The sequence below is a fragment of the Heyndrickxia sp. NPDC080065 genome, from assembly GCF_050281185.1.
Taxonomy (GTDB): Bacteria; Bacillota; Bacilli; order Bacillales; family Bacillaceae_C; genus Heyndrickxia.
In genome coordinates, this window is record NZ_JBNNWS010000018.1 from 1 (window position 1) to 24,065 (window position 24,065).

A 24,065-nucleotide genomic window follows, 5' to 3' on the forward strand; every position below is an offset into this window, starting at 1 on the left:
TTCTTAATTGAATTATTCCATTTTTATATTTCGGAAATCTAAAAACCAAAGAATTGTTTACAATTAACACGTCATTATTCTGTCCAATTTCATTATGATAAAAGTCTTCAATGGAAAGGTCAGAATAAACCAATTGAATGTTTTCAATAAAGTTATTATTCATTTAGTAATATCCCCTTTTGGTCTCTTTCTATTGTTTTTTTCCAAAACTCTTGTTGAACTAACCCACCCTTGGTTTAGCTCAATAGAAACTTCAACAAAAAAGAGCATAAATCCCTTTTGTGTTAAATCCCCCTATAGAGTTCAATAAGAGGATTTATACAATCACTTCTTTTATTAAATCAGTTAATCCATTAGGATAAAATACTTTTTGCCCTGTAATCAATTCTTCTATTGGCACCCATTTAGCGTACGTTACCTTATCCCCTTCAGAAACAGTAAAAAATTCTTTTTCATATAAATTTTCATTCTTAAAGTTCACAGCATAAATTTGTGTTATTTCGTGTCCCACATTTTCATCTATCTTAAAAATATTTTCTAAACAAGAAATATAGCGATTTATAACAATCTCAACACCCAATTCTTCTTTAAATTCCCTTGCTAAAGTCTCGTCTGATTTCTCTCCAAATTCAATCGTACCTCCGATTGGACGATAGTAATATCCAATTCCTTTTGAGTGTTTCCCTTCCTGTTCTTCTAGAAGAATAAATTTATCCTTAAAAATTAATCCCAAAGTATTTGCTCATGGATACATCAAATCCCCTCCTACAGTCAAATTATTATTACAATTTCTACTAAAACAGTTTTAAACCCTTCTTTAGCTAACCTGATTTATTATTTGAATAGCAAAAAGGCTTTACTCTTTATTGAAGTAAAGCCCCCTTTACTTTAAGTGTAACCTTTCACAATCTTTCTTCATAGAACATTACATTTACTTTAAAATGTCTTGTAAGGTCTTATCAAGTGTTTTATAGGTAAACGTGTAACCTTCACGTTCTAATCGGTCTGGAAGAACCCACCGACTTTTTAATACCAATTCTGTTTCTGTTTTAATTAGTAGTGATCCAATCTCCAACATACATTTGGGCGAAGGTAAACCGAATGGAACATCCATCGTTTTTCTTAGTACTTTCATTAATTCACGATTACTAACAGGTTGTGGTGAAGAGCAATTAAAAACTCCACTTAGCTCTTCTTTATCTTTCAAAAATAGAACGATTTTAAACAAATCTTCGATATGTATCCAACTAAACTTTTGGTTTCCCTTTCCCTGAATACCTCCAAGTCCAAACTTCACTAAATTTCGATAAGGTATTATTACTCCGCCGTTCTTACCTAATACAATAGCTATGCGTAAGGCGATTTGCCTTGTTTTTGGTAAGTCAAAGGAAAAGAAGGTTTTCTCCCAGTTTGTTGCAACATTAACCGAGAATCCTGAACCAATCTCTCCTTTTTCTTCTGTCATCGGACGATCTTCAGCGTGTCGATAAATGGTTGCCGTGCTGGAATTCATCCAAATCTCTGGTGGATTATTACATGCCTGTATAGACTCTCCAAGTAATGTAGTTGTCCATATCCTTGAATTAATAATTTCATTCTTATTTGCTTCATTGTATCGACAATTTACAGATTTCCCCGCAAGATTGATAAGAAGTTCAGTATCTTCTAATGCCTCTATAATGCCCAATTTATCTTCCCAAGAAATATGTTGCTTTTGCCGTGATATGATATTTACCTCATATCCTAATTCCTTAAATTTATTCTTAAAATATTCACCGATAAAGCCTGTTCCTCCTGCTAAAACTACTTTCTTCATATAAAAACTCCAATCTATTTTTAAAATCGGTTTCTTATTTCAGGTGGTAGCAGCATACTAACCTCCTTAATCTTTATTCATTACAGTCTTTATTTCTAGATAGTTTAGAATAGTTCCTTCTTCAACCTGCACAATAGTTGAATAGTCTCCTCCGTTTCAATTTTGAGAATTCAGTCAATAATTCCTTAAAAAAAGAAATTTTAAGGGAGAGATGTATTTTGTTATTATCGCAAGCATGGAAAGCGTATGAATCGGATAGGCGAATAGAAGGATTCTCGTCACAAACATTAAAAGCATATCAGCTTCAAGTTAACTAACTTATGGATCATTTTGGAGATGTAGAAATCGATTCACTACAACTGAACAATTGAAAGATTACTTTTCTAAATCTAGCAAAACATTAAAACCTTCGTCATTAGCTCATCGTATTCGTTCAATGAAATCACTTCTTCTTTGGTCCCATGAAGAAGGACATACTAGTAAAATTCCAGCAGCTAAGATTAAAGAACCAAAGGTAGGAAAACGAATCCTAAATTTTTAACAGAAAGGGAGATTGAACATCTTCGGAAAGCCTGTTATACAACTATGGAAAAGGCATTATTTGAGTTCATGTTTTCTACAGGATGCAGGTTTGGAGAGATAGTAACACTTAATAAGAATAACATCAATTGGTCTAATCATTCTGTAATCGTAAGGGGGAAAAAGAGACAAGCATAGAGAAGTTTATTTTAATTTTATTTTGGAAATCAGAGCTTATTGAAATAAGCCCCATGTAGGTTAAGAAAAGCGTACCTTTCAGCAAAAAGCTAAAGGGTACACTTTTGTGTGCAGTATTATTCTTTTCTTAGCTGGTAATGGGGAAGCCTGTTGTACGGTAGTTGGCTTATACTCTAAAGATCACTTTTTTTCCATTTTAAATTATTTGATTAAGTGTTACCTGTTATCCAAAAGGAGTTCAAATGAACGCAGAGTGATGTTATATCTTAAAGTTTAATTAATATATTTTTCTATCGAATATACTAATCATTTAATCCTTTTCCATTGAGAATTTGCTGCATATATTTTTCAACCCTTGACTCTCGAGTTTTAGATTGTTTGGCCCCCGAAAAATAAAGAATGTATGCTCTTTGTCTTCCCGGTGTCAATGCCTCAAAAGCGGTTTTCAAGGCAGGGATCTCATCTAATTTATTTTGAAATTCTACAGGAATTATGTATTCTTCATTCTTTTTAAAATTCAATTCCAAACCGGCTTTTTCAACTTTAATGGCTTCATAAATATAGGCTTTCAAGATGTCTTCCATTTCAACTATTTCTTGAACATTGGTGAACCGAATCTGGCGCGCCGCCTGGACATTCTCCGTTTGTTGAATTAGAATCCCGTGGGCATCCTTTAACAAGGCACCTTTGTGAAACAGAAGTGCACAATATTCTTTAAATCCATGTATTAAAACTATGTTTTTTTTCTCAAACGTGTAGCAAGGATGCATCCACTTAAATTCTTCGGTCAGCTCACAGTCAAGAACGATATCTCTCAACTTCTCATATTCTTCCTTCCACTTTTTAGATTTACTTAAAAATTCATCAACCTTAGGATTCATTCTACTCTCTGTCATCAAGGTACACCCCACTTCAATTTTTCGATCAGCTGACAGTCAAAAATGATCATTCTCAATTTCTCCAATTTTTTATAGTAGGACATTAATTGGTGTCATGTCAAGCAAACCTAATTTGGAAAGTTAATATGATGCTTATGTCGCTATTCTGCCCCGATAAGGACCCATCAATTAATACGTAAATCCTTTTTGGATTAACTCGCTTCATTGTTGTAGAAAATAAACTTTTCTGAACGCATTATAGGTAATCCCTCATAGGGACCATTTCCAATGTTTAGTCATTAAAAACCCACATATTAAATTCTGGATTATGCTCTTGTAGATGCCAACCCGACTTGTAAAAGTATTCATTGAATTCTGATTCCATCGGACATAATGCATGGATTGGTAAGTCATTTATAGTTTTTAACATCTTTTTTAACACCCCCTGACCACGATAAATCTCACTTATAGCAAACTGGTAAAGCGAAATGGTATTGGTTGTTTTTTTTCTATAAAATCGAAAAGCTCCTACTACTTGACCATTGAATATCGCCACTATCATTTGTTTTCTTTTTATAGCACCTTTAATTCCGAGAGGACATAAAAACTCTTCAGAATAAACTGCACTGTTATTATGTTCTAAATTGTTTTTGAAGAAAGACACGACTTGAGGTGTATGGGTTAAATCGGCAAATGATATCTGCATCTTTTTCATCCCCATAATTAAATTATCGTTTCTTAGTACATAAGAGATTTATATATTTCTCCTATAATTCCTTCCATTTGATGAACACCTAATTCTGTATTCGTCATTATGACAGCGCCTTTCTCTAAATACGGTAACGCCACCATCATACATTGAAACCCTATTCCCCAACCAAGTGATGTAGTTTCATACTCCATTTCTGAACCATTTAAAAATACACCTAGCCCAGTCCAATCCTTTCCTCTTTGTGGGGTTATCATTTCTTTTGCTAAACTTGCAGAAATCCCAATCTTACTTTCTCCTTTTAATGCATTCATCAATTCAATGACCAATTGGGCTAAATTTGAAGAGGTTGTCCAAAGTCCACAAGCTGCTGGATAAGGATATATAGGGTATTTTCCATCTACTATTTCACCATTTTTGTTATGACCACAAGAAAAGTCTTCTTTTCTTATTTCTGATATTTTCGTAACTATTGTACTATTTTCCATTTTTAATGGTTCAAATATTAGTTCACTCACAACTTGTTTAAAAGGTTTTTTAGTTACATCTTCTATTAGTACTTGAATGATACAAAAACCTGCATCAGAATAGTGGAATTCACTCTCAGGTTCATACTTTACTTCAATAGGAACGCTACAATAAGGTGAGCATCCCTCTAATATTTCAACCATTGAAGGAATCCCCTTAATCGAATGAAGTTCAGAGAAACTACCTTCAGGGTCTATAATTCCAGATTGATGACTAAGCAAGTTTCGTAATGTAACCCTTTTATTTTTAGTTAATTCATTGTCGGGTACTTTCCATGATACAAGCCTCTTGTTGACATCCTCTTCTAAATCAAGAAGACCTAGCTCCGTTAATTTCATAACTAGCATTCCTGTTAGAAACTTACTAATTGAACAAGCATTAAAAATAGAATTTCTGTTTACATTTTTATTGCTTACTGCCTCTAGTAATCCATAGTTTTCTGTAATACTGATTTGATCATTATCAATTAAAGTAAGACTTAAACCCGTTACATTATAATGATCCATACGCTCTTTAATGTTAATACTTTTAAGTTTCACATTATTCCTCCTTACTTGTAACTTTAGGAGAATTATACCACAAACGTATGTTCCTTTGTGAATTTTCGGATTATAAATTTACGATTAATTAACCTGCCTCCAAAAGCGTAGTTACAAGGTTTTCCATCCGGTATAGTATTCAATAATTCCTTAAATTAATTAAATAGGAGGGAATTGATTTGCTGTTATCTAAAGCATGGGAATCTTACGAAGCGGACAAAAGTATTATTGGAAAAGTTTTTTCTTTAGATGAAAATTGTATTAACTGGTCAAATAGATCAGCTATTGTACATGGGTCACAGAATGAGCATTGCCAAGATGAGATATATTATGAAGTAAATTTCGAAACGAGCTGACATCTATAAGGAAATCCATCCACATCAACAGAGACACAGCTATGCCAACTACTTATTAAATAATTTGGCCCCAATTGAAGTGATACAGAGTTTGATGGGACATGAGAAGAGTGAAACAACTCGAATATATGCTGAGTTGAGTGGCTGGATAATGAAGGGATTATATCAGAAGTATTTCTAACAGACAAAATAGGAGCAGCGTCTAAGTTAATACCCTTGTACCTTCAACTCTTGAACCCTTTATCTTAATTGGAACTTTCTTTATTTTATCCTTAATTTTTAAATGTTTTATAATACTCGTATGACAAAATGATTAGCCCTAATATCGTAAACAATACTCCTAAGACGAATGGAAAACCTAGAAATAAAGACTGTACAACTTCATCCCCATATTGCATTTCCCCAAAAATCACAAACCACAATTTAGACTTACCCGACCATTCTGTAATACTAGTTGCATAAATAGCACTTGCTATTATTATTGATAAAGTAACTAATAATCCTCCTAGCAAAATAAAGCCACCAATTATTGTTCTTTTCATTTATTTTCCTCCTTAATTCCCTTATTTTTCTATTAGCTATATAATTCTATATTCTATTTGATAACTCCTTTTATTAAAAAATATGAATCGTTCGACAAATAGAGATGATATTGAAGTTGAAAAAAGGGATACAAAAAATTTGAAGATGGTCTTAACCAATTATTTGAACCAGAGAAGTACAAGAAGATATTCTTGCCTTTAATTATGGTCTTTTGAAAAAAAAGACGGTATTCAACTATATATTACAGATTCAACAGAGTGGGGATTTGACGATGAGGATTGGGCGTTATAACCATTAATTAAAGTTGGCTTTGCTTTAACTAACGATTGCAACAATTAATTAACTTTTTTCTTAAAAAAATAAAACACGCATTCACAATTACTTGTTTCTGCGCATTTTATACAAAAATTAATAAGGATATCTTATATTTTTAGTTGATACAAAATCCCTGATTTCTTTTATCTTCAAGGGGTCGATTGATTGAGAAAAACTAGATTGAAAGCGTACAGCTGATCCAAAATGAATTTCCTTTACTTTCACTTTATCTAAAAACATAACGATATTACTTGGAGTAAGTCCAGAACCAGCCAAAATAGAAAGACTACTATCCTCAGTATGTCTTACTAATTCCTGAAATTGTTCTACAGCATCAATGGCTTTATCTTTTCCGCCAGATGTAAGTATCCTTGAAACTTCCGGATGCTTTTGAATCATTTTTAATGCTTCTATTTGATCATTGACCTCGTCAAATGCACGATGAAAAGTAACATCCAATCCTTTTGCAGCATCAATTAGGAAGCTTAAAGCATCTTCATTAATTTGTCTATTCTGTGTGAGAGTACCTAGTACAACACCGGAAGCACCTAAATCCTTACATACCTTAATATCCCTAGCCATGATATTAATTTCCTCATCTGTGTAACAAAAACCTCGGGCGTGTGGACGAATCATTACATTTACTGGAATAGTTACTGAGCTACAAACACTTTCGATTAATCCATAACTTGGAGTAAGACCACCTTCCAATGCGCCGGTTATCAATTCGATACGGTTCGCACCAGCCTCCTCTGCAATTTTTGCATCACTTAATGAATCGGCAATTATTTCGATTATCATATTTTTTTAACTCCTTTTTTATTGAAATAAAGTGAAAATTTTTCGTTTATCGCCCCTACTTCAATACCTGCATCATTTTTAACGATGGCTGGCTTCAAAGCTCTTAATCGTTTAATTGTCTCTTTATTTTTATAATCTATTTGTTCGAGAATGGAGGCAACAATGTTCGGCCAAACTTCTTCTGATCCATTGATGACCTTTAACGCGAAGGCTATTCTCTCATTTTTTAAACCAAAGCAATACACACCTTGTGCTCCACCTTTAGCAACTATGTTATCATCCTGTAAAAGAACAGAGCAAATAAAGTGTTCTGAAGCGATCATTTGATTTTGTCGATTCATTGTTTTTGTTAATTTTTTTACTGCATTCCGCAGACTGGGTTCTTCTATAAGATCAGGACAAGCTAATTTCAAATATGTATATGCCATATGTTTTAAAGGAATCGCAAATACTGGAACACCACATCCATCTATGCCGACCTTAATTTTAGAAATAGGAACTTCTGATAATGTTGATAGAATTTGAATAATTTGTTGTTGGAGCGGATGTTCCACCTTCCAGTATCCCTCAACAGGATACCCTAATTCACGGCAAACAGTAATAAAGCCCATATGTTTCCCTGAACAATTATGATAAAGCTTTCTTTTAGCGATATCTGCTCTTATCATTACTTCTCTTGGGTTAACATTTAAAGGATAGGAAGGTGGACAAAAAAGGTCAGTTTCTTTTACGGGTAATTTCTCTAACATCGATTCAAGTGCCGAAATATGGTAGGATTCCCCGCGGTGTGAAGCAGCAAATAAAGCAGCCTCTTGTTCTGTAAGTCCGAATTTTTCAATAATATTAGTTAAAAAAATTGGTAGAGCTTGGATCGGCTTTGAAGCTGAACGGAAAAAGACGATATGCTCAGAATTACCTACATGATAAATCGTATTCATGTCTTCATCTACACCGCAAATCATCCCACTATGAACGTTCTCAACCAATCCTGACCTAGTTTCTTCTATTAATATATCAAAATCCATTTGATTTCTTCCCTCTCTTCTACACTTTTAATGTGGTAACTAATCTTCCCACAAACATTTCATAAGGATACAACACTGTAAAGATTTCATCAATATCATGTAATTTTTTCATCCAAATAGTCCTCCGTTTATTTTATTATAATTCAATTTAATCTTATTTAGGGACTATTTCGAAGGAAACTCTTCTACACTTTTATTCACGAGTCTTGCAGATATAAAGCTTAATAAATAAAGAAGTTATCTATTAACAGCTATATTAGGTATTAAATAATTTTATAAAGAAGTGATACCCGCATGCTGAGTGTAGTCAATGTCCTCTACCTAAATGAAGATTTAATCTCCAAGTAGTCATTTAGAAAAGATAATCAAAAAAGTCTAATCTTGTAGGTAAAGGGATTATACAAAGTGTAATAGCCACTCTCGAAATAAATTAGAATCTAAAAAATAATTATAGTTTTTAGAAAATATAGAAAAATATATAGATATTGTAAATTAAACCCCGTATAATAATAGTGACTAGTCCCTGTACGACATATTTTTTATAAAAAACTGATTAACAATAGGGATAAAATATCAAAGGGGGTATTATATGAGAAAGAAACGAACAGTTGGTTTAATGACATTCTTATTGTCGTTGATGGTTGTCATTGCAGGTTGCAGTGGGAGTGGTGGGAAGAAAAACATTGCCATAGGTCCACCAGCAAGTGAAACTCAAACTATTTCACATTTAATTTTAGATGCTTATGGTATTGGGAAAGATGATTACAAAGCGTTTCAAGAAGGTTTTGGTGACGCTGCAGATGGAGTTCAGGATGGAAATATAGATATATCCATCGGTATTTTGGGTTTACCAACTGGTAGTATTGAGAGTTTACAAGCTGCATCTGGGGATGTTAAAATGCTGAGTTTATCAGATAAAGCAATTAAACATATTGAAGAAAATAGCGGATATAGGCGATATACGATACCGAAAAATTCATATAAATTTTTGAAGAATGATGTGGAAACGGTTACAGCTTATGCCATATTAGTAGCGAATACCGATACCATTGATGAAGAACTTGGATATGAAATAACAAAAGCGATGTTTGATTATGCAAGCGAAAACACGCATGCTCAAGCCGTACATACGACCCTTGAAAATGCTTTGAAGGGCTCCGAAGGGCTCCCTATTCATCCAGGTGCAAAGCGTTACTTTGAAGAAAAAGGCTTGAAGATGGATAATCCAGTAGCTACGGTAAAAGCAGATTCTACAAAGCGCAAAAAAGAGTTTATTTTAGGGACAGGAAGCCAAGGAGGAACCTACTATCCTCTTGGTGGTGAAATGGCGAATATTTGGAATAAACATCTGAATGGTGTAAACATCACAAATACCGAAACTGGAGCGTCGGTAGAAAATCTTGCCACAATCGGTAAAGGACACATGGATCTTGGGATGACAGTACACGTTCCAGCCTTAAATGCTTGGGAGGGAAAAGCCGATTTTAAAGATGGCAAAGTTGAAAATATGGCGTTTATTGGTCATATTTATCCTGAAGTCGTTCAAATTATTACTCGTGAAAAAACAGGGATTAAAAGTTTAGACGATTTAATGAAGTAGATGTAATGAGGAAGGTGCCGTACACAGGTACGAGCCCCTTCCTCCCATTTTATTTTAATAGGTGGTGTTTAAGTGAAAAATATGGAACAAGTAGATACTCGAGCACTTTTAGAAAAATATGATAAAGAACATCAGTATCGACTGAAGCTAGGCAAGTGGGTATGGTTAGTCACCTTTTTAGGAGTAGCATTAACATTATTTCATTTATATACAGGATATTTCGGAACGATGCAAACCCAAATACAAGGCGCAGTCCACTTAGGTACTGCACTTGGAATGATATTTTTACTATTTCCAGCTAAAAAAGGATTACAAAAAAAGCAAAAAACGGTTCCATGGTATGATGTGTTATTTGCTTTTACCTCCCTTTATGTTACATATCATAAAATTTTCTTTTTTGATTCATTATTACAAAGTAGAGTTATAGGTTATAGTACAGTCGATATGATTATATCAATTTTAGGAATCCTCCTTGTATTAGAAGCAACAAGAAGGACAGTCGGATTACCGATCATTATCGTTGCTAGTGTAGCTATCTTATATGCGATATTCGGAAAATTCATTCCAACCGATATTCTTTCACACCCAGGGTTCTCCTTAGAACGTACAGCAACCAATCTATGGTACCGAGAAAGTGGTGTGTTTGGTACACCTGTTCAAATTTCCGCAAAGTTTATTTTTCTTTTCCTTTTCTTCGGTGTGATACTTGTCCAAACAGGGATCGGACAATTCTTTAACGATATAGCCTTCGCCATAACAGGCAGATTCACGGGTGGTACTGCCAAAGCAGCTGTAGCGGCAAGTGCTTTGCAAGGGATGATATCAGGAAGCTCTGTTGGAAATACAGTTGCATCGGGCTCTTTCACGATACCAATGATGAAAAAAGCAGGCTTTAAACCGGAATTTGCAGCCGCAACAGAGGCATCTGCTTCTACTGGCGGACAAATTATGCCACCGTTAATGGGAGCTGCAGCTTTTATCATGATGGAATATTTAGGCGTTCCCTATTCTTCCATTATGCTTGCGGCGGCAATACCAGCTGTTCTTTATTTTTCGGGGATATTTATGGGAACCCATTTTGAAGCGAAAAAGCTAAAGATTTTCGGACTACCAAAATCTGAACTACCTAGTTTTAGAAAATTAATGGCTCGGAACGGATTTATGCTTATTCCACCTATTATTATTATCACGACACTTTTAGTTGGATTTACTCCACAGCGAGCTGCATTACTAGGTGTCGTTTCTGCCTATTTAGTTAGCCTCGTTAGAAAAGAAACGAGAATGAACTTCAAACAAACGATTAATGTTTTAGAGCAAGGTGCTCGTGTTGCATTACCAGTTATTGCGGCTGTTGCGACGGCAGGTATTATTGCCGGAGTTGTTAGTATGACTGGATTAGGTTCAAAATTTGCTGCAGGTATTATAGCATTAGCTGGAGGACATCTCATATTCGCCTTATTTTTCACTATGATTGCTTGCCTTATTCTTGGCATGGGTCTTCCTACCACTGCAAACTATGTAGTAACTGCATCTGTCGCTGCGCCAGCTCTTATCAATGAGTTTGGGCTTGCACCAATTGCCGTTCATATGTTTGTGTTCTATTTTGGTATTGTCGCGGATATTACACCTCCTGTTTGTTTAGCTGCGTATGCTGGCGCAGGGATTGCAAGGGCCAATCCGTTTAAAACAGGAATGATTGCGGTAAAATTAGCCATCGCAGCTTTCATCATTCCATATATATTTGTGTACAATCCCATTCTAGTATTAGTAGATGTATCCCTATTTAAATTAATACTTGCGATTGTAACAGCAATGTTGGGAATGATGGCAGTAAGTAGTGCGATGATTGGCTTTTTCATGAAAAAAGCATATTGGTGGGAGAGAGTTGTTTTGTTTGTTGCTGGGATCATGCTAATTGCACCACAGCTTATTAGTAGTTTAATAGGAATTTGTGTTATAGGGATTATCTGGTTTATTCAAAAACGTAGGAAAGATAATGTGGGGAATGATTCTATTCAGGTAAGTGTGTGAAGTTTTTATTTAGATGAAGTAAGAAATAGTGAGAATGGGTACTAGCCCTTCCCACTATTCATTTTTTGGAACCTGATTTTTATCAAAGTCAACGAGATAAGGAATGACTTTGCAACTTAACAGCCAATATAAAAAACGCCTTACTTGTCCTTTATGGAAAGTAAGGCGAATTAATTTATTCTTTTTTCTTTTGAAAAATATCAAAATGACTCCAAATATCCTCTAAAATTTCCAATCGATCAGTTATATCTTCTTGCTTTTCTTTACCCACAAACATTATTAATGCATTTATTAGGCTTAATGGTGCTACGAAAGAATCGATAAAACTTGGCATTTGGCTTGATGCTGTAAGTGAAATATCAGCATGTGCGATGAGTGGAGATAAAAAATTATCCGTGATTGCGATTGTTGTTGCACTTTTTTCCTTGGCAAAAGCAAACATATTAACGGTACTTTTCGTATATCTCGAAAAACTAATACCTATTACGACATCCTCTTTACTTAAATTGTATAGTTTTTCTGATGATGTCTCTACCGATTGCAAAAGTTCCGTGTTATTCAAAATAATTTGAAGATAATATTGTAAAAATACCCCTAAAGAAGTAGCACTACGGTTTGCTATTATATATACCTTTTTTGCCTTTAACAGGCAATTAACCGCTCTATAAAAAGCATCTAGATCCAGTGTCTCCATTGTGGATTTTATGTTTGATAGATCATCTTGAAAAATCTCGTATACTCCTAATCCTTCATTACTGTATACTTTTTTAGATATTTTTAACCGCTCAGTTGTTGTTAGCTGCTGTTGAACAGAATCTTGCATATATTGCTGAAGCTCAGGATAACCGGAATATCCAAGCGAGGTTGCAAAACGTACTACTGTAGCATCGCTAACACCTGCCATTTTCGCTAATTTTCCGACTGTTAAAAATGGAACGGTTGTAGGGTTTTCTAATATATATGTAGCTATTTTCAAGTGAGACTTGCTCATTCCCTCTAGTTTTCCGGCGATATTTTGATAGACGTTTATCATTAAAATAAAAGCTCCTTTTTGTATTAAAGCAATTTTTAAGTATGTCCCATTCATTTTTTTACATATTCATTATTTTTACATTAATTTTTACTATCCCTATCTGTCAAGTGTATTAGCGAATATTATGTAAAATTAAGAAAAGACTGACCAAAGTTAAAAACACTTTGAATCAGCCTCTTTTTTTAAAATTACCAATTTATTTTAATACCCTTCTAATCGCTTCATCATGCGCTTCTACTGTACGTGCTATATCTTCTTTTGTATGAACCACCGACATTGAATAACGATTCAGTGGCTTTGAATAAATCCCTAACTTCAATAATTCATAGTCAATTTCTTTTCTTAATTTTGTATTTGTCTTATTCATATCACGATAATTTTTAATCGTACCTTCAGCTAAAATAATATTAAAAATACTGCCCATTCCGATTGTTTGCATTTCTAAACCATAATTTTTATAAACATTCTCTAATTGTTTACGTAAAGTATTTGTTTTGGAAAACAACTTTTCCATCGTTCCCTCTTGTTCTAAAACATTAATTGTCGCTAAACCTGCAGCAAGTATCGTTGGATGCCCATTATATGTTCCGCTATGGAACAACACATCCTCTTTATTTGCATTTTCTGCACCTGCAGTTAAAATGTCGCGTCCACTATTAGGTGCACTGATCATCATTATTTCTCGCTTTCCACCAATTGCTCCAATTGGAAATCCGCCTCCAAGTACTTTTCCTAGTGCTGTTAAATCGGGTTTAATACCATAATTTGTTTGAGCTCCTCCTATTGATACCCTAAATCCTGTTTTTACTTCATCAAAAATGAGGACAATATCCAGCTCTTTTGTTATTCTTCGAAGTCCTGCCATAAACTCTTGCTCTGCTGGAATGAAGCCGCCTTGTATAGGTTCAAGAATAACTCCTGCAATTTCATGTGCATGTTTACGTAATATTTGCTCGGTTGCTTCAAGATCATTAAACGGAAGAATGATCGTATTCTCAACATAATAATCCGGAATTCCTCTTGATTCTGGAACTGAATTAGGCGATTGTGCAGTTCCAGATTGATCCATTTCAGGATTTACACTTAAAAGAACTTGATCGTATCCGCCATGATAATGTCCTTCAAATTTAGCTAGTTTTGGTTTTCCTGTATAAGCCATAGCTGTACGAATTGCGAGAAGGGTCGCTTCTAACCCTGAATTTGTATAACGTACCATTTCAACACTTGGATATAAATCAATCAGTTTTTCTGCCATTGTAACTTCTAATTGATGTGGAGTACCGAAGATCGTCGTACCTGCCTCTAGTAATTGGTGGTTTACTGCATCCAGTATCTTTTGATGTCCGTGTCCAAGAATAAGTGCTCCATAACAAAGTAAATAATCAATATATTCATTTCCATCTACATCAAATAACTTACTTCCTTTTCCTTTTTCCATCACTAATGGGTGTGGAGCAAAATATTTAATATTTGCTGTAACTCCCCCTGGAATCACTTCGCATGCTTTTTCAAATAGTTTCGCCGATGTCTTTGTTTTTTCAAAAAGGATGGAATTACTTTCTACTGTCATTTTCAATAGCTCCTTTTTCACAGTATGAGAAATTTATTTTTCTAATGAAAAATTTCAAAATAATGATTTCATTACCGAATTACATGGCATACATTTGAATTTTATGCAGAATTAACAGATGCATTTTATCTATTGAAAAATGTAAAGTTTTTATTCTTTATAAATCCTCCTTATAAAATTTAAATATATATTTCTTTGTTACAAATTTTATGAAATAAATATTTCATTGTCAATTGTTATTTGTTTATTTACTTACACTAATTTTTAAATTCAGAATATATTTGTGGTTGTTTTACAAGTTTTCAAAAGAAACAATGTACATAGAAATTCTGGAAGTTATGCCATCGAGGCAGTTAGTATTTTTTGGAAATGTTGATTGAAAATATTATGATACCGTGGTTTCCTGCGATTGCTTTTCACGGCTTACCGATAGTGAGGAAAAAAAGTGTGAGTTTTAGCATAAATGAATCCATTACCTTACTAGAGAAAACGCATTGGTATTCCTACTCGATTAATTTCTAGGAGTGAATGAGGATGTTAAAAAAAACCATCAGCAGGAAATTTTTTTCCCTACTGATGGTTATTTATATTAATGTATTAAAAAGATGTGGTCACTCTGATTGTTTACTAGGCTATAAGTTAATTTATGACCTCGTCAAAATTTGCTCCTGTTACATTTTTCAATTCTTCTACACTTATTTCTATCTGGATTCCAATTTTTCCACCGCTGCCGACAATTCGTTCAAAACCGGATGCACTATGGTCAATAAATGTAGGATATTTCTTTTTCATACCGATTGGGGAGCATCCGCCGCGAATATATCCTGTCCACTTTTGAATATCTTTAACAGGCAGCATTCCAACTTTCTTCTCACCAGCAGCTTTAGCTGCCTTTTTCAGATTTAATTCAGCTTCTACAGGAATCACATATACATAAATTCTCTCTTTCTCCCCATAGGCAACTAATGTTTTATAAACCATGCTGGGATTCTTACCTATCTTCTTAGCCACAGAAACCCCGTCTATTTTGTTATCTTGGATTTCATACGTTATGATATGATACGCTACTTTATTTTGATCGAGAATTCGCATGGCATTTGTTTTTGCTTTTGACATTTCTATTCTCCTTTTAAAAACCGTAAAGTAGTATGTCTTTCTAGATTAAAAAATAATGTTTATAAGGTCAAATTATTTAGCTACCATTTTCATCTATATCATTTTTGAAACCATTTGTTATATCATTTGATTCCGTTTTTCCAGTTCTCCCTCCTGCAACTGATTAATATATTGTAAAAAGATCGAACCGCCTTTGACCCATTAATATAAACTGAGGTGAAACCATGTATTTTCTAAATTCAATTCCAGATGTTGTCCATTCTATTCAAAAAGCTTTTCATAAAATGTCTAACACTAAACGGCTTGTGATAGGAGCTATTTTCGCTAGCTTGTCTGCCATCTTCTCAGCAGCCGGAGGTTTTTTACCAGGAATCGGATATCTCATTAGTCCTTTAGCTACTGCACCAATTCTTTTTTGTTCTATGCTTTCGGCGCCTATTGGATTTTTTTCATTTTTGGTTACGAATCTATTACTTCTTATTCTTCAACCAAGCGAACTTATGATTTTCCCATTTACAACAGGATTGTTAGGGTTTGGAACTGGGATTGCCTTTCATTTTTTCAAAAAGAGACTAAGCATAATACTAAGTGGTGGGATAGTTTTAACTGCAGGAATATTCATTTTACTGTACTTACTCAAATTTCCGATACTAGGTCCCGCAGTTTCGAAAACGTTTTCTTCTACCACTGCAGGCCTCATATTGTTATTTTCTTTCTTTTATAGTTGGATATGGGTGGAAGTGGGTTTAGTGTTAGTAAAAAGATTAAAAACGATTATAACATCGTAACTTTCCAGACCACTCCAATAGAAGTCTTTATTTCTAAATATTCGTAGAAGGATCGTCCTCATTCCAAACGATTGAAAAGTGTCAGTTTTGTACAGGAACGTCAATTAATACAATCTCACTTGAAGTTTCTAGAGCCTCTTTTATCGTTTTTTCAATTTCTATAAGGTTATCTGCTCTTCTTCCCTTAATGCCAAAGCTTTCCGCCAATTGGACAAAATCAGGATTTTGGAATGAGATACCGTGGCTTTTTCCAAACATTTTGTTCATCATCTCTTGCTCTAGTTTTAGAACAGAATCATTTAGAACAATGATTATTAGTGATAGTCCAAGACGTTTAGCCGTCTCTATTTCAGAAAAATTCATTACTCCTCCCCCATCCCCTGTAATACAAATTACAGGATCAATTGGACATGCTAGCTTAGCACCAATTGAACCTGGCAAAGCAATACCCATCGAGGCGAGTCCATTTGATATGATCAACCTCCCGGGCTTTTTTGGCTGAAAGGTGCGGGCTATTGATACTTTATGAGATCCTACATCTGAAATCACAATGGTGTTCTCTGTAGATATGCTTTCAATGATATAGAGAATATTCTCAATGGTTAAAGGTAATGAGTCTAGTTCTATCTGTTTCTCATGTATTTGATATGCTTGCATTATCTGTTCCCGGTGATGTCCTAAAGGCTCCCAAGTTTTTGACGAAATAACAAGTTGATTAAACTCTCGGAGAATTTCCTTTATATTTCCAACCAATTCTACCTCTACAGGGTAATATTCATTTATTTCTGCAGGTAATGTATCGATATGTAATATAGGTAATTTCTTTTTATTCCATTCTTTTGGCAGTTTTTCTACAAAATCAAATCCGATAACAATAAGCAAATCCGCTTCTTTAATGCTAGATAGCGCTTCATCTTGTTCATTAAATCCAAATGTAAAATAATTTTGAGGATGATTTTTCGGTAATATCCCTTTTGCCATAAAACTATGGATGACTGGCACTTGTAGGGAGTTAATAAAGGTTTGTAATTCTTCAACTGCTTTTTGCCTAATCACCCCATTACCAACAATAACAAAGGGTTTCTTAAATTGTTGAATAAGGTTTTTGGCTGATTGAAAAGCTTCGATTACAGGAATACTTGGTGGTATAGATTTAATAGCTAATGGCTTATTTGAGATCATTTGTGATGCTAAGTTTTCCGGTATTTCAAGGATTACAGCACCTTGCTTATCCATTAATGCCTTTTTAAAAGCTTTTCGAATCATGACTGGTATCGTTTGAGAATCTTTTATTTGTGCAGCCCACTTTGTTGCTGGTTCAAATATATTCACAATATCCAAGTATTGATGGGATTCATTATGCTGCCTTTCAAATGGAGCCTGTCCAGTTAATGCCACTAATGGTGAATGATCTAAATGTGCACTCGATATTCCGGTCAACAAATTCGTAGCCCCAGGACCTAACGTGGCTAAACAAACTCCGGCCTTATTGCTTAATCTGGCATATACATCTGCCATAAAAGCAGCCCCCTGTTCATGTCGAACATTCACAAACTGTATTTGTTTAGATTTGGATAAGGAATCAACAAGGTCAAGTGTTTCTTTACCAGGTATTCCGAAAACAAATTCAACACCTTCGTTTTCTAAACATTGAACGATTACATCCGTAGCTTTCATAGCTCCTCCTTTGAATTCTTCTCTTCATAATAATTTCCTCAAAAAACCCTTTTCTATTTATTTTGCCCAATTCTTTAGCAATATAGAGGTACTATTAGAAAAACTCGGATTTATAACATCAATGTCATTTCAGTAAAATAACGCCGGATTTTAGAAATAATCTATCTTAAAGATCGCAATGTTCATTATCGATTGTAAAACTAATATAGCCCTTTCGTTTCCAATGCTCGATGGCAAATGCTTCCGCATCATAAGGAACTTCCCCAGCAAGCAAGTTTCGATTGAGTGAAAGAAGTCTCCTTTCTGCATTACGAAATAGCCTGCAAGCAATCTTTAACCTTTCTTCATCCCAAACAGAGAAAGCACTGTGCTCGTACCCATTTTCAGCCTGGTAAAGGATATTGACGACATCATTTCCATCCATACATTTTTCTACGGAAAAATGGTAGATTTCCATTTCATCTCCTATTTCCCTTGCGACGACAAAACAAGGTGATTTTTCTTCTCCATTACGTACCACTCCAGGTTGACGAAATGCGGTAAACATATTTCCGCTCCAGAATCCGCCTTTCTCTTCTCCATAGAAATCATCATATGGTTCAGCGACAGGCAAAGAAAGTAGGTCTCTAATTTGTTCCGGACTAATGGACCGGCGATAATATTCAAACCGGGATACATTCGTTAGCAAAGTGCGCCATCCATTTTTCAGAAGATGATGAAACTGCTCGGGAGAACGGACATCAAGCGTATACCATTCCGTATCCTTCCCTTCAATATAACGCCATCTGTAATTTAGGATCATGCTAGGTTTTTCTGTTCTACGGACAAGTTTTTTTAATAAATTGTCTTCCTGTTTATTCTCTATTAACTCCACGATCATAGCGCATTGATCTTGTTGAAAATAAACCGCCCGATATTCCGATGGTCGTGCCGCACGGATAACGCGAAAAAACTCGTCTTCCAGCCAAAATTCGTATTTCAAGCTTTTGTTTTCACCTGCTTCGTATGGCATCAAGTTCGAATCCGCCAACCGCAACAGGTTCCCAATGCTGATATCAGCGTTTTCAAACAAAAAAGGAATGTCGACTTCTTCCACCCTTTTGACTTTGTCAGGGATGATGACCGAATGTCTAATTTCAAAATAATCGAGCATCCTCCCCCTATTAAAATACAGTTTCTCATCTAACTTTAAAAGGCATTCTTGCACAAATACCTCTTGGAGTAATTCGTCATCCAAGTCATCCCAATTTCCAAATTCGTCCCAATTGCTGATTCGCAAGATGAATTGCTGCTCCCCCTTGATCGACACATAATATTCGTCAGTATCCATGAAGAGGAGAGCGGAAGCATTTCCTGCTACGGTTAAATCTCCGTGATTATAATCCCCCCAAATTAATTCCGTTACATGCAAATTGCCGGTTACATATATCTCCTGACCACCGACCACCATATTTCGAGTTTGTAGATTGCCTTTTACGATAAGCCCAGTCGCACCGTCAGTTTCATCGTTATAAATATAATTTTCGACTATGAGATTGCCATCCACCAATACGAGAAAAACATTTTCTTCTTTGAAAGGCTTATCCAGATTCAATTTTTCGAGCTGAGTATTTCCTTCGAATAAGACGACCAATTCTGTTTCGAATTCTCCGTCATTTCGTTCATTACGGGCATATGCCCAGCTGTCCGTTGGCAACAAATGCTTTACATGAGAAAAAGGCAAAATTTTATAGTTCATGGTTCGGCTCCTCCCACTACAGATTAAATTTTTTCATTTTTTTAAACTATTAAACTATGTCAAAAGTATATCAACAAAGTGAAATGGTTGAAAATAACAAAACTTACTCTTAGACTCATAGAATTATCTTTGTTTAACGACATGTCAAAAGTCATCTTAATGAAAGCTTATCGAAGATTAAAAGCAAACAAGCTATACTTAATAAGTTTAAATGGCTACCCTACTAAGAATCTATATTAAATGAAAAAATAGAAATATAAGAAGGAATATTTTACAAAATAATCTAAATAGAATTATATATATAAATTGTTCATGTGAATATTCATTTCCTTATCATTAATGTGAAAGGAGTTTTAGCTTGAAAATCAAATTATTAGTTTTAATCTGTTTTTTAGTATTAACGGGATGTGGAATCAATAGAGATTCAAGCGGTCAACAAAAAGATTTACTAGATGAGAATCAAATTGTTCAGGATTTTAATGAGCAAGGAATTCAATTAGAAGCTATTTCCATTAAAGATTCTATCTTCATCCAGAGGTTAAAGTTAAAAAAGCCTAAAGTCTACGAGTTTGAAAAAGACAAATATTATTTTTATTTTTTTAATAATGCTAACAAAGTTAAAGAGGCAAAAAAGGAGTTTATGAAAAAAACGGAGTCTATGAATATTGTCAGTCATAATTTCTACCAGATAAAAAATGTGCTGGTTATTCATCAGTATCCTGGAGAAATGCGTTCGGAAGGAGATCCGGTAATAGAGAAGATAATTTCAAAATATAAATAGGAATTACTCTTAGTGCAAGTTTTTTGGATGGATAATTAAAAAAGGGGATAACTCTATTTATCTTAAATGTTTTATTATCCCCTTTATTCAATTATTTTACCAGAATATTTTTAGATCAATTACAAGAGTCTTATATCTTAGTTTTAGCAAACATAAAAATTATACCAGTTTTCATTCTGATTTTATTTTCGACTTGTAGAAAAGCTGGACTTCAAACCAAGATAAACATCGTTCAATTACTCTACTTCAAGAGCAAAAGCATAGAAAGCAGACCCATTGGATACATTTGCTTTCTTTTTATCCATCCACCAAACACCATAAGAATAATAAAAAACTCCTTTTTGTGTAGGAGCAGTAAAACGATTATTTTCTACCTTAATTTCAGTTTCGTTATTGTTGTTAATCTGGATAACATGGAATTTATTTGGTTTTGGTTCATAGTTCATAATGAATGTAATCTCTTCACCTCTTTTTACTTTTATAGGCTGCTTGTCTTTTAAAAGTTCTACTGGTCCAGCTGTATCCACACAGACGCCTTTGTTTCCAAAATGCCAACAATACGTACCTAATTTAGTCTCGTATGTCTTGGCCCCTATTTTGATGAAGGCTTTTGGCGGCTTTTCCTTATCTATTTCGTCATTTACTTCTTTATTTGAACATCCTATAAGAGTCAATATAAGCAATACTACCAACGTAAATAATCGTTTGTTCATTTGTAATGCCTCCTTTTAATAAGTAGACGTCCGTCATATAAAATAGTTACTAATGCAATAAGAAAAAAAGTCTGCAACAAAAAAATAATCCCCACTATCATTATAAAAAGTAGGGAAATTTCTTTAGTACATATTTTTCATACTCAAATGATACTATATATTAATTTTTATTAGATCCGATAAAGTTTATTCAAATAGTCTCCTACAACCCTAGTTTTTCTTCTAATTCAGACTTCTGGCGTAAGTGATGACGGAAATGCATACCGATCAAATCGTACCATTCCCTCGCGTTTAGCCAGCCAAAGCCCATATGTTTAATCTTGAAATTCAGATTTATAGCATCAACTTTTGATTCCCATAATCTCAACTTCTGCATTATCTCATCTAGCTTAATCGTAAGGTCAGCATTACTTTCCGAATTACTTGGCGGTGTATTTAATTCGTCAGGTAATTTGATTTTAATTGGAGGAAAGCCACCATTTTTATATAATTGCTTACCAAACTCCGTTTTCCCGAGCTTTTGCTCTTCTTTTTCTGCTGCACAAGCTTCCATGTTTTCAAGATATTCATGAGCAACGACGATCAAGTGGTCGTACATTTGACCGATCGACCAAACTCCTTCAGCTGTTATATATCTTAGCTGCTCCATAGAATAGTTTTGCAAATCACTTTTGTATGTTGCAATCACATTCAGATCACTCAATTTCATCACTCCTTTTACGCTGACTTATCATTATTTTTTCAATATCCCTAAATATTCTATCCAAGGCCCGACATCCGTTCTGTATCTTTCAGCCATTACTCTTACGATTTGAGCAATGTGCGTAAGATCATGAACAACCCAGGTTGAAATCAATTCTCTTAATCTCACTACCCCAAATGCAGGATGTGCACCTGTAATTTCTAGATGCGATTCGGATTCGATTAGAGTTTTAAGTTTGCTTATATTTAGTTCTCTAATATGTTTAAATTCAAGCAATTTTTGTTCAAATGATGTTTCTGATTTTGTGTTTAAGTGCGAAAAACGATCAAATGCAGGAAATGGCTTGTTTTCACCTTCCTGAATAATAAATTCTAACCTCGGTATCCAATTGTTTTTCTCCGCTTCAATAAGATGCTCTATCACTTCGGTAACATTCCAGGTTCCTTCACCCTCATTACATTGCAGCCATTTATCAGACAAACCAGATAAAAAATATTCCAATGTTTGAGGTGTACGCTCAAGAACTTCAATCGCTTCATTCATATTAAAATTCATATAGCTGCTCCTCTCTTTGATTCATCAATTTATATATATTAACTAGTGTTTATCTAAATATCTGTTGAAGATAAAAAACCGCCTAAATTTTATATCTAGTCGCTAAATAAAGAACCATAGTATAAATGATGCAATTGTTTAAAAACATTTATCGAATTGAAAAAAGCCTCATAATAACTTCCGTTTTCCTCTATAGACCAACATGTTGCTAGGACTGCATGGGCAAACCCCCATGCTAGAATTCTTTTTTTATTTAATTGGAGTTGTTCAACAAATATATCAATCCGTGTATCTAGCACTGACATTAGATTCTGATTTGGCAATTTATTTAATAAAAACTGAATGAGATCATATTCTCTGTCTCCAATTAACCCTTTTGGATCAATTGCTACCCAGTCCTTACCCGCAAATAAGATATTGTAATGATGGAAATCACCGTGAAGGAAAAATGTTTTCTCCATCGTAGCTGTCATGTATTTAAATGTTTCCGCGGCTTCTTGAATGATTTCTTTAGCAATTGGACCTAAACCTTCGGGGTATTTCTTAGAAATATTGATTAAATCTATTTCCCTTTCTTTTAGATTCGGTATTTTAGAAGAATGAGATGCAGGTGACCACAATTTTTTCGCTACTTGTGAGGCGATATGTGTTGCTTCCTCATCATTTTCAAGTGAAGCAAGTGTTTGTCCGGGAATTAATCTCTCAAGAATAAGAATTCCCTTAACAGGATCAACATCCAATAATTTAACCATTCCATTGCCATTAAAAAGCTTTAGGGCCTCTGCCTCAGCGTGAAATTCATCACTTGGAACAGCAAGCTTTATAACTATTTCGGATCCGTCATTTAAAATTGCGGACGCAACAAAATTATATGATAATTCAAACGGAGGCATAATTTTCATTTGCCACCGTTTCTCACAATCATCTATTAATCTATCAAAATCATTTAACCATTTCTCGCCTTTAACCATATGTACGTCTTTAATTGTTTTTACGAATTGTGTTGGTAAACTAATCATCGTCTGTTCCCCTTGTATAAATGGATATTTTAATCCAAATACTCATTACTCAGATCCGGATTTAAATACCTCGCCATTCCTGTATTAACTTTCTTTAATCCAAGTTTTCGATAAAATTCTTCATTTCCTGTTGTTGAGATTAAATGTACACATGAAACATTTTTAAGTTTATCAAGTAAATATTCCATAATTTTTTTAGCGATCCCTTGTTTTTGGAAATCTCGGTGGACCACGACATCGTAGATTGCCGCATTAAAAACACCATCTGATATCGCTCTTCCAAAACCAATGATTCGACCATTTACTTTAACCAATGCGATAACATTACTTGCTTCAAATACTTGCCTTATTATCTCGTTTGTGTGCTTTGTCCAGCCAACCGAACGATAGATTTCATTCATTTCATCAAGATTTGCATATGAAAAATCATTTTGTATTTCAATGTTCATACTCATACTCCTAAAAAATTTTTTGTAAAAGATAAGTCTATTATTTCATAAGAAAAGAGGGCTAT

At 34.3% G+C, this 24,065-nt stretch carries 24 protein-coding genes and 1 pseudogene; 7 read left to right on the top strand and 18 right to left on the bottom strand.

Annotated elements, in window-relative coordinates; translation table 11 throughout:
• Positions 1–316 precede the first annotated feature (316 nt).
• Both ACQKP0_RS19875 and ACQKP0_RS19880 read right to left on the bottom strand, forming a co-directional pair.
• Positions 317–733 (bottom strand): NUDIX hydrolase, encoded by a 417-nt coding sequence (locus ACQKP0_RS19875; RefSeq protein ID WP_427407580.1) that lies wholly within the window; start codon positions 731–733, stop codon positions 317–319.
• 198 nt (positions 734–931) lie between these two features.
• On the bottom strand, positions 932–1,816 hold the full coding sequence (locus ACQKP0_RS19880) for a TIGR01777 family oxidoreductase (RefSeq protein ID WP_427407581.1): 885 nt from the start codon (positions 1,814–1,816) through the stop codon (positions 932–934).
• A 585-nt stretch (positions 1,817–2,401) separates the two neighbouring features.
• On the opposite strand from ACQKP0_RS19880, the gene ACQKP0_RS19885 reads away from it, so the two are divergent.
• A complete protein-coding gene (locus tag ACQKP0_RS19885) occupies positions 2,402–2,533 on the top strand; it encodes a tyrosine-type recombinase/integrase (RefSeq protein ID WP_427407582.1) in 132 nt (43 codons plus the stop codon).
• A 302-nt stretch (positions 2,534–2,835) separates the two neighbouring features.
• Here ACQKP0_RS19885 and ACQKP0_RS19890 read toward each other — a convergent pair whose 3' ends face one another.
• The 3 genes from ACQKP0_RS19890 to ACQKP0_RS19900 all read right to left on the bottom strand — a co-directional run bounded on the left by ACQKP0_RS19890 (position 2,836) and on the right by ACQKP0_RS19900 (position 5,187).
• Entirely contained in the window at positions 2,836–3,429 is a 594-nt protein-coding gene (locus ACQKP0_RS19890; protein WP_427407583.1) for a YdeI/OmpD-associated family protein, read from the bottom strand.
• A 274-nt stretch (positions 3,430–3,703) separates the two neighbouring features.
• On the bottom strand, positions 3,704–4,117 hold the full coding sequence (locus ACQKP0_RS19895) for a GNAT family N-acetyltransferase (RefSeq protein WP_427407584.1): 414 nt from the start codon (positions 4,115–4,117) through the stop codon (positions 3,704–3,706).
• A 32-nt stretch (positions 4,118–4,149) separates the two neighbouring features.
• Positions 4,150–5,187, bottom strand: a complete 1,038-nt coding sequence (locus tag ACQKP0_RS19900) for a serine hydrolase domain-containing protein (RefSeq protein WP_427407585.1) — start codon at positions 5,185–5,187, stop codon at positions 4,150–4,152.
• Positions 5,188–5,366: 179 nt separating this feature from the next.
• Between ACQKP0_RS19900 and ACQKP0_RS19905 the strand changes: the two genes are divergently transcribed.
• Both ACQKP0_RS19905 and ACQKP0_RS19910 read left to right on the top strand, forming a co-directional pair.
• Entirely contained in the window at positions 5,367–5,543 is a 177-nt protein-coding gene (locus ACQKP0_RS19905; RefSeq protein ID WP_427407687.1) for a hypothetical protein, read from the top strand.
• Positions 5,488–5,724, top strand: a pseudogene (locus ACQKP0_RS19910) (tyrosine-type recombinase/integrase); the annotation flags it as partial. The gene ACQKP0_RS19905 and the pseudogene ACQKP0_RS19910, both read left to right, overlap by 56 nt.
• Positions 5,725–5,815: 91 nt before the next feature.
• On the opposite strand, the gene ACQKP0_RS19915 reads toward ACQKP0_RS19910, so the two are convergent.
• The 3 genes from ACQKP0_RS19915 to ACQKP0_RS19925 form a co-directional block, all read right to left on the bottom strand.
• Positions 5,816–6,085: a hypothetical protein gene (locus ACQKP0_RS19915; RefSeq protein ID WP_427407586.1), complete on the bottom strand. Its 270-nt coding sequence runs from the start codon at positions 6,083–6,085 to the stop codon at positions 5,816–5,818.
• Positions 6,086–6,494: 409 nt separating this feature from the next.
• The gene (locus tag ACQKP0_RS19920; protein ID WP_427407587.1) at positions 6,495–7,202 is read right to left on the bottom strand and encodes a copper homeostasis protein CutC; all 708 of its coding nucleotides are present in this window, start codon (positions 7,200–7,202) and stop codon (positions 6,495–6,497) included.
• Complete coding sequence (locus ACQKP0_RS19925; protein WP_427407588.1) at positions 7,199–8,227, bottom strand: asparaginase; 1,029 nt, start codon at positions 8,225–8,227, stop codon at positions 7,199–7,201. Before ACQKP0_RS19925 ends, ACQKP0_RS19920 begins: the two co-directional genes overlap by 4 nt.
• Before the next feature lie 589 nt (positions 8,228–8,816).
• Between ACQKP0_RS19925 and ACQKP0_RS19930 the strand changes: the two genes are divergently transcribed.
• Positions 8,817–9,827, top strand: a complete 1,011-nt coding sequence (locus tag ACQKP0_RS19930; RefSeq protein WP_427407589.1) for a TAXI family TRAP transporter solute-binding subunit — start codon at positions 8,817–8,819, stop codon at positions 9,825–9,827.
• Positions 9,828–9,908: 81 nt separating this feature from the next.
• Complete coding sequence (locus ACQKP0_RS19935) at positions 9,909–11,858, top strand: TRAP transporter permease (RefSeq protein WP_427407681.1); 1,950 nt, start codon at positions 9,909–9,911, stop codon at positions 11,856–11,858.
• A 175-nt stretch (positions 11,859–12,033) separates the two neighbouring features.
• Here ACQKP0_RS19935 and ACQKP0_RS19940 read toward each other — a convergent pair whose 3' ends face one another.
• The 3 genes from ACQKP0_RS19940 to ybaK all read right to left on the bottom strand — a co-directional run bounded on the left by ACQKP0_RS19940 (position 12,034) and on the right by ybaK (position 15,577).
• Entirely contained in the window at positions 12,034–12,891 is an 858-nt protein-coding gene (locus tag ACQKP0_RS19940) for a MurR/RpiR family transcriptional regulator (protein WP_427407590.1), read from the bottom strand.
• A gap of 196 nt (positions 12,892–13,087) precedes the next feature.
• Positions 13,088–14,461: an aspartate aminotransferase family protein gene (locus tag ACQKP0_RS19945; protein ID WP_427407591.1), complete on the bottom strand. Its 1,374-nt coding sequence runs from the start codon at positions 14,459–14,461 to the stop codon at positions 13,088–13,090.
• 639 nt (positions 14,462–15,100) lie between these two features.
• Entirely contained in the window at positions 15,101–15,577 is a 477-nt protein-coding gene (gene ybaK / locus ACQKP0_RS19950; protein WP_427407592.1) for a Cys-tRNA(Pro) deacylase, read from the bottom strand.
• Between the two features lie 224 nt (positions 15,578–15,801).
• Here ybaK and ACQKP0_RS19955 point away from each other — a divergent pair, with 224 nt between their 5' ends.
• The gene (locus ACQKP0_RS19955) at positions 15,802–16,365 is read left to right on the top strand and encodes a hypothetical protein (RefSeq protein ID WP_427407593.1); all 564 of its coding nucleotides are present in this window, start codon (positions 15,802–15,804) and stop codon (positions 16,363–16,365) included.
• Positions 16,366–16,446: 81 nt separating this feature from the next.
• Here the strand turns inward: ACQKP0_RS19955 and ACQKP0_RS19960 are convergent, their stop codons facing one another.
• Entirely contained in the window at positions 16,447–18,042 is a 1,596-nt protein-coding gene (locus ACQKP0_RS19960) for an acetolactate synthase large subunit (protein ID WP_427407594.1), read from the bottom strand.
• A 166-nt stretch (positions 18,043–18,208) separates the two neighbouring features.
• Positions 18,209–19,738, bottom strand: a complete 1,530-nt coding sequence (locus tag ACQKP0_RS19965; RefSeq protein WP_427407595.1) for a hypothetical protein — start codon at positions 19,736–19,738, stop codon at positions 18,209–18,211.
• Between the two features lie 400 nt (positions 19,739–20,138).
• On the opposite strand from ACQKP0_RS19965, the gene ACQKP0_RS19970 reads away from it, so the two are divergent.
• Positions 20,139–20,561 carry a hypothetical protein gene (locus tag ACQKP0_RS19970; protein WP_427407596.1) on the top strand — a complete coding sequence of 141 codons (423 nt, stop codon included), beginning with the start codon at positions 20,139–20,141 and terminating at the stop codon, positions 20,559–20,561.
• Between the two features lie 236 nt (positions 20,562–20,797).
• Here the strand turns inward: ACQKP0_RS19970 and ACQKP0_RS19975 are convergent, their stop codons facing one another.
• From ACQKP0_RS19975 to ACQKP0_RS19995, 5 genes are all read right to left on the bottom strand, one after another.
• A complete protein-coding gene (locus ACQKP0_RS19975) occupies positions 20,798–21,274 on the bottom strand; it encodes a hypothetical protein (RefSeq protein ID WP_427407597.1) in 477 nt (158 codons plus the stop codon).
• A gap of 202 nt (positions 21,275–21,476) precedes the next feature.
• Entirely contained in the window at positions 21,477–21,983 is a 507-nt protein-coding gene (locus tag ACQKP0_RS19980) for a DinB family protein (protein WP_427407598.1), read from the bottom strand.
• A gap of 24 nt (positions 21,984–22,007) precedes the next feature.
• Positions 22,008–22,532, bottom strand: coding sequence for a DinB family protein (locus ACQKP0_RS19985; protein ID WP_427407599.1), 525 nt, complete (start codon positions 22,530–22,532; stop codon positions 22,008–22,010).
• Positions 22,533–22,627: 95 nt separating this feature from the next.
• A complete protein-coding gene (locus tag ACQKP0_RS19990) occupies positions 22,628–23,551 on the bottom strand; it encodes an aminoglycoside phosphotransferase family protein (protein ID WP_427407600.1) in 924 nt (307 codons plus the stop codon).
• 29 nt (positions 23,552–23,580) lie between these two features.
• Positions 23,581–24,000, bottom strand: a complete 420-nt coding sequence (locus tag ACQKP0_RS19995) for a GNAT family N-acetyltransferase (protein ID WP_427407601.1) — start codon at positions 23,998–24,000, stop codon at positions 23,581–23,583.
• Positions 24,001–24,065 lie beyond the last annotated feature (65 nt).

Coding starts and splice junctions, on each gene's coding strand:
- ACQKP0_RS19880 (WP_427407581.1), bottom strand. CDS start 1,816: ATGAAGAAAGTAGTTTTAGCAGGAGGAACAGGCTTTATCGGTGAATAT.
- ACQKP0_RS19885 (WP_427407582.1), top strand. CDS start 2,402: ATGGAAAAGGCATTATTTGAGTTCATGTTTTCTACAGGATGCAGGTTT.
- ACQKP0_RS19890 (WP_427407583.1), bottom strand. CDS start 3,429: ATGACAGAGAGTAGAATGAATCCTAAGGTTGATGAATTTTTAAGTAAA.
- ACQKP0_RS19895 (WP_427407584.1), bottom strand. CDS start 4,117: ATGCAGATATCATTTGCCGATTTAACCCATACACCTCAAGTCGTGTCT.
- ACQKP0_RS19915 (WP_427407586.1), bottom strand. CDS start 6,085: ATGAAAAGAACAATAATTGGTGGCTTTATTTTGCTAGGAGGATTATTA.
- ACQKP0_RS19920 (WP_427407587.1), bottom strand. CDS start 7,202: ATGATAATCGAAATAATTGCCGATTCATTAAGTGATGCAAAAATTGCA.
- ACQKP0_RS19925 (WP_427407588.1), bottom strand. CDS start 8,227: ATGGATTTTGATATATTAATAGAAGAAACTAGGTCAGGATTGGTTGAG.
- ACQKP0_RS19930 (WP_427407589.1), top strand. CDS start 8,817: ATGAGAAAGAAACGAACAGTTGGTTTAATGACATTCTTATTGTCGTTG.
- ACQKP0_RS19935 (WP_427407681.1), top strand. CDS start 9,909: ATGGAACAAGTAGATACTCGAGCACTTTTAGAAAAATATGATAAAGAA.
- ACQKP0_RS19940 (WP_427407590.1), bottom strand. CDS start 12,891: ATGATAAACGTCTATCAAAATATCGCCGGAAAACTAGAGGGAATGAGC.
- ACQKP0_RS19945 (WP_427407591.1), bottom strand. CDS start 14,461: ATGACAGTAGAAAGTAATTCCATCCTTTTTGAAAAAACAAAGACATCG.
- ybaK (WP_427407592.1), bottom strand. CDS start 15,577: ATGTCAAAAGCAAAAACAAATGCCATGCGAATTCTCGATCAAAATAAA.
- ACQKP0_RS19955 (WP_427407593.1), top strand. CDS start 15,802: ATGTATTTTCTAAATTCAATTCCAGATGTTGTCCATTCTATTCAAAAA.
- ACQKP0_RS19960 (WP_427407594.1), bottom strand. CDS start 18,042: ATGAAAGCTACGGATGTAATCGTTCAATGTTTAGAAAACGAAGGTGTT.
- ACQKP0_RS19975 (WP_427407597.1), bottom strand. CDS start 21,274: ATGAACAAACGATTATTTACGTTGGTAGTATTGCTTATATTGACTCTT.
- ACQKP0_RS19980 (WP_427407598.1), bottom strand. CDS start 21,983: ATGAAATTGAGTGATCTGAATGTGATTGCAACATACAAAAGTGATTTG.
- ACQKP0_RS19985 (WP_427407599.1), bottom strand. CDS start 22,532: ATGAATTTTAATATGAATGAAGCGATTGAAGTTCTTGAGCGTACACCT.
- ACQKP0_RS19990 (WP_427407600.1), bottom strand. CDS start 23,551: ATGATTAGTTTACCAACACAATTCGTAAAAACAATTAAAGACGTACAT.
- ACQKP0_RS19995 (WP_427407601.1), bottom strand. CDS start 24,000: ATGAACATTGAAATACAAAATGATTTTTCATATGCAAATCTTGATGAA.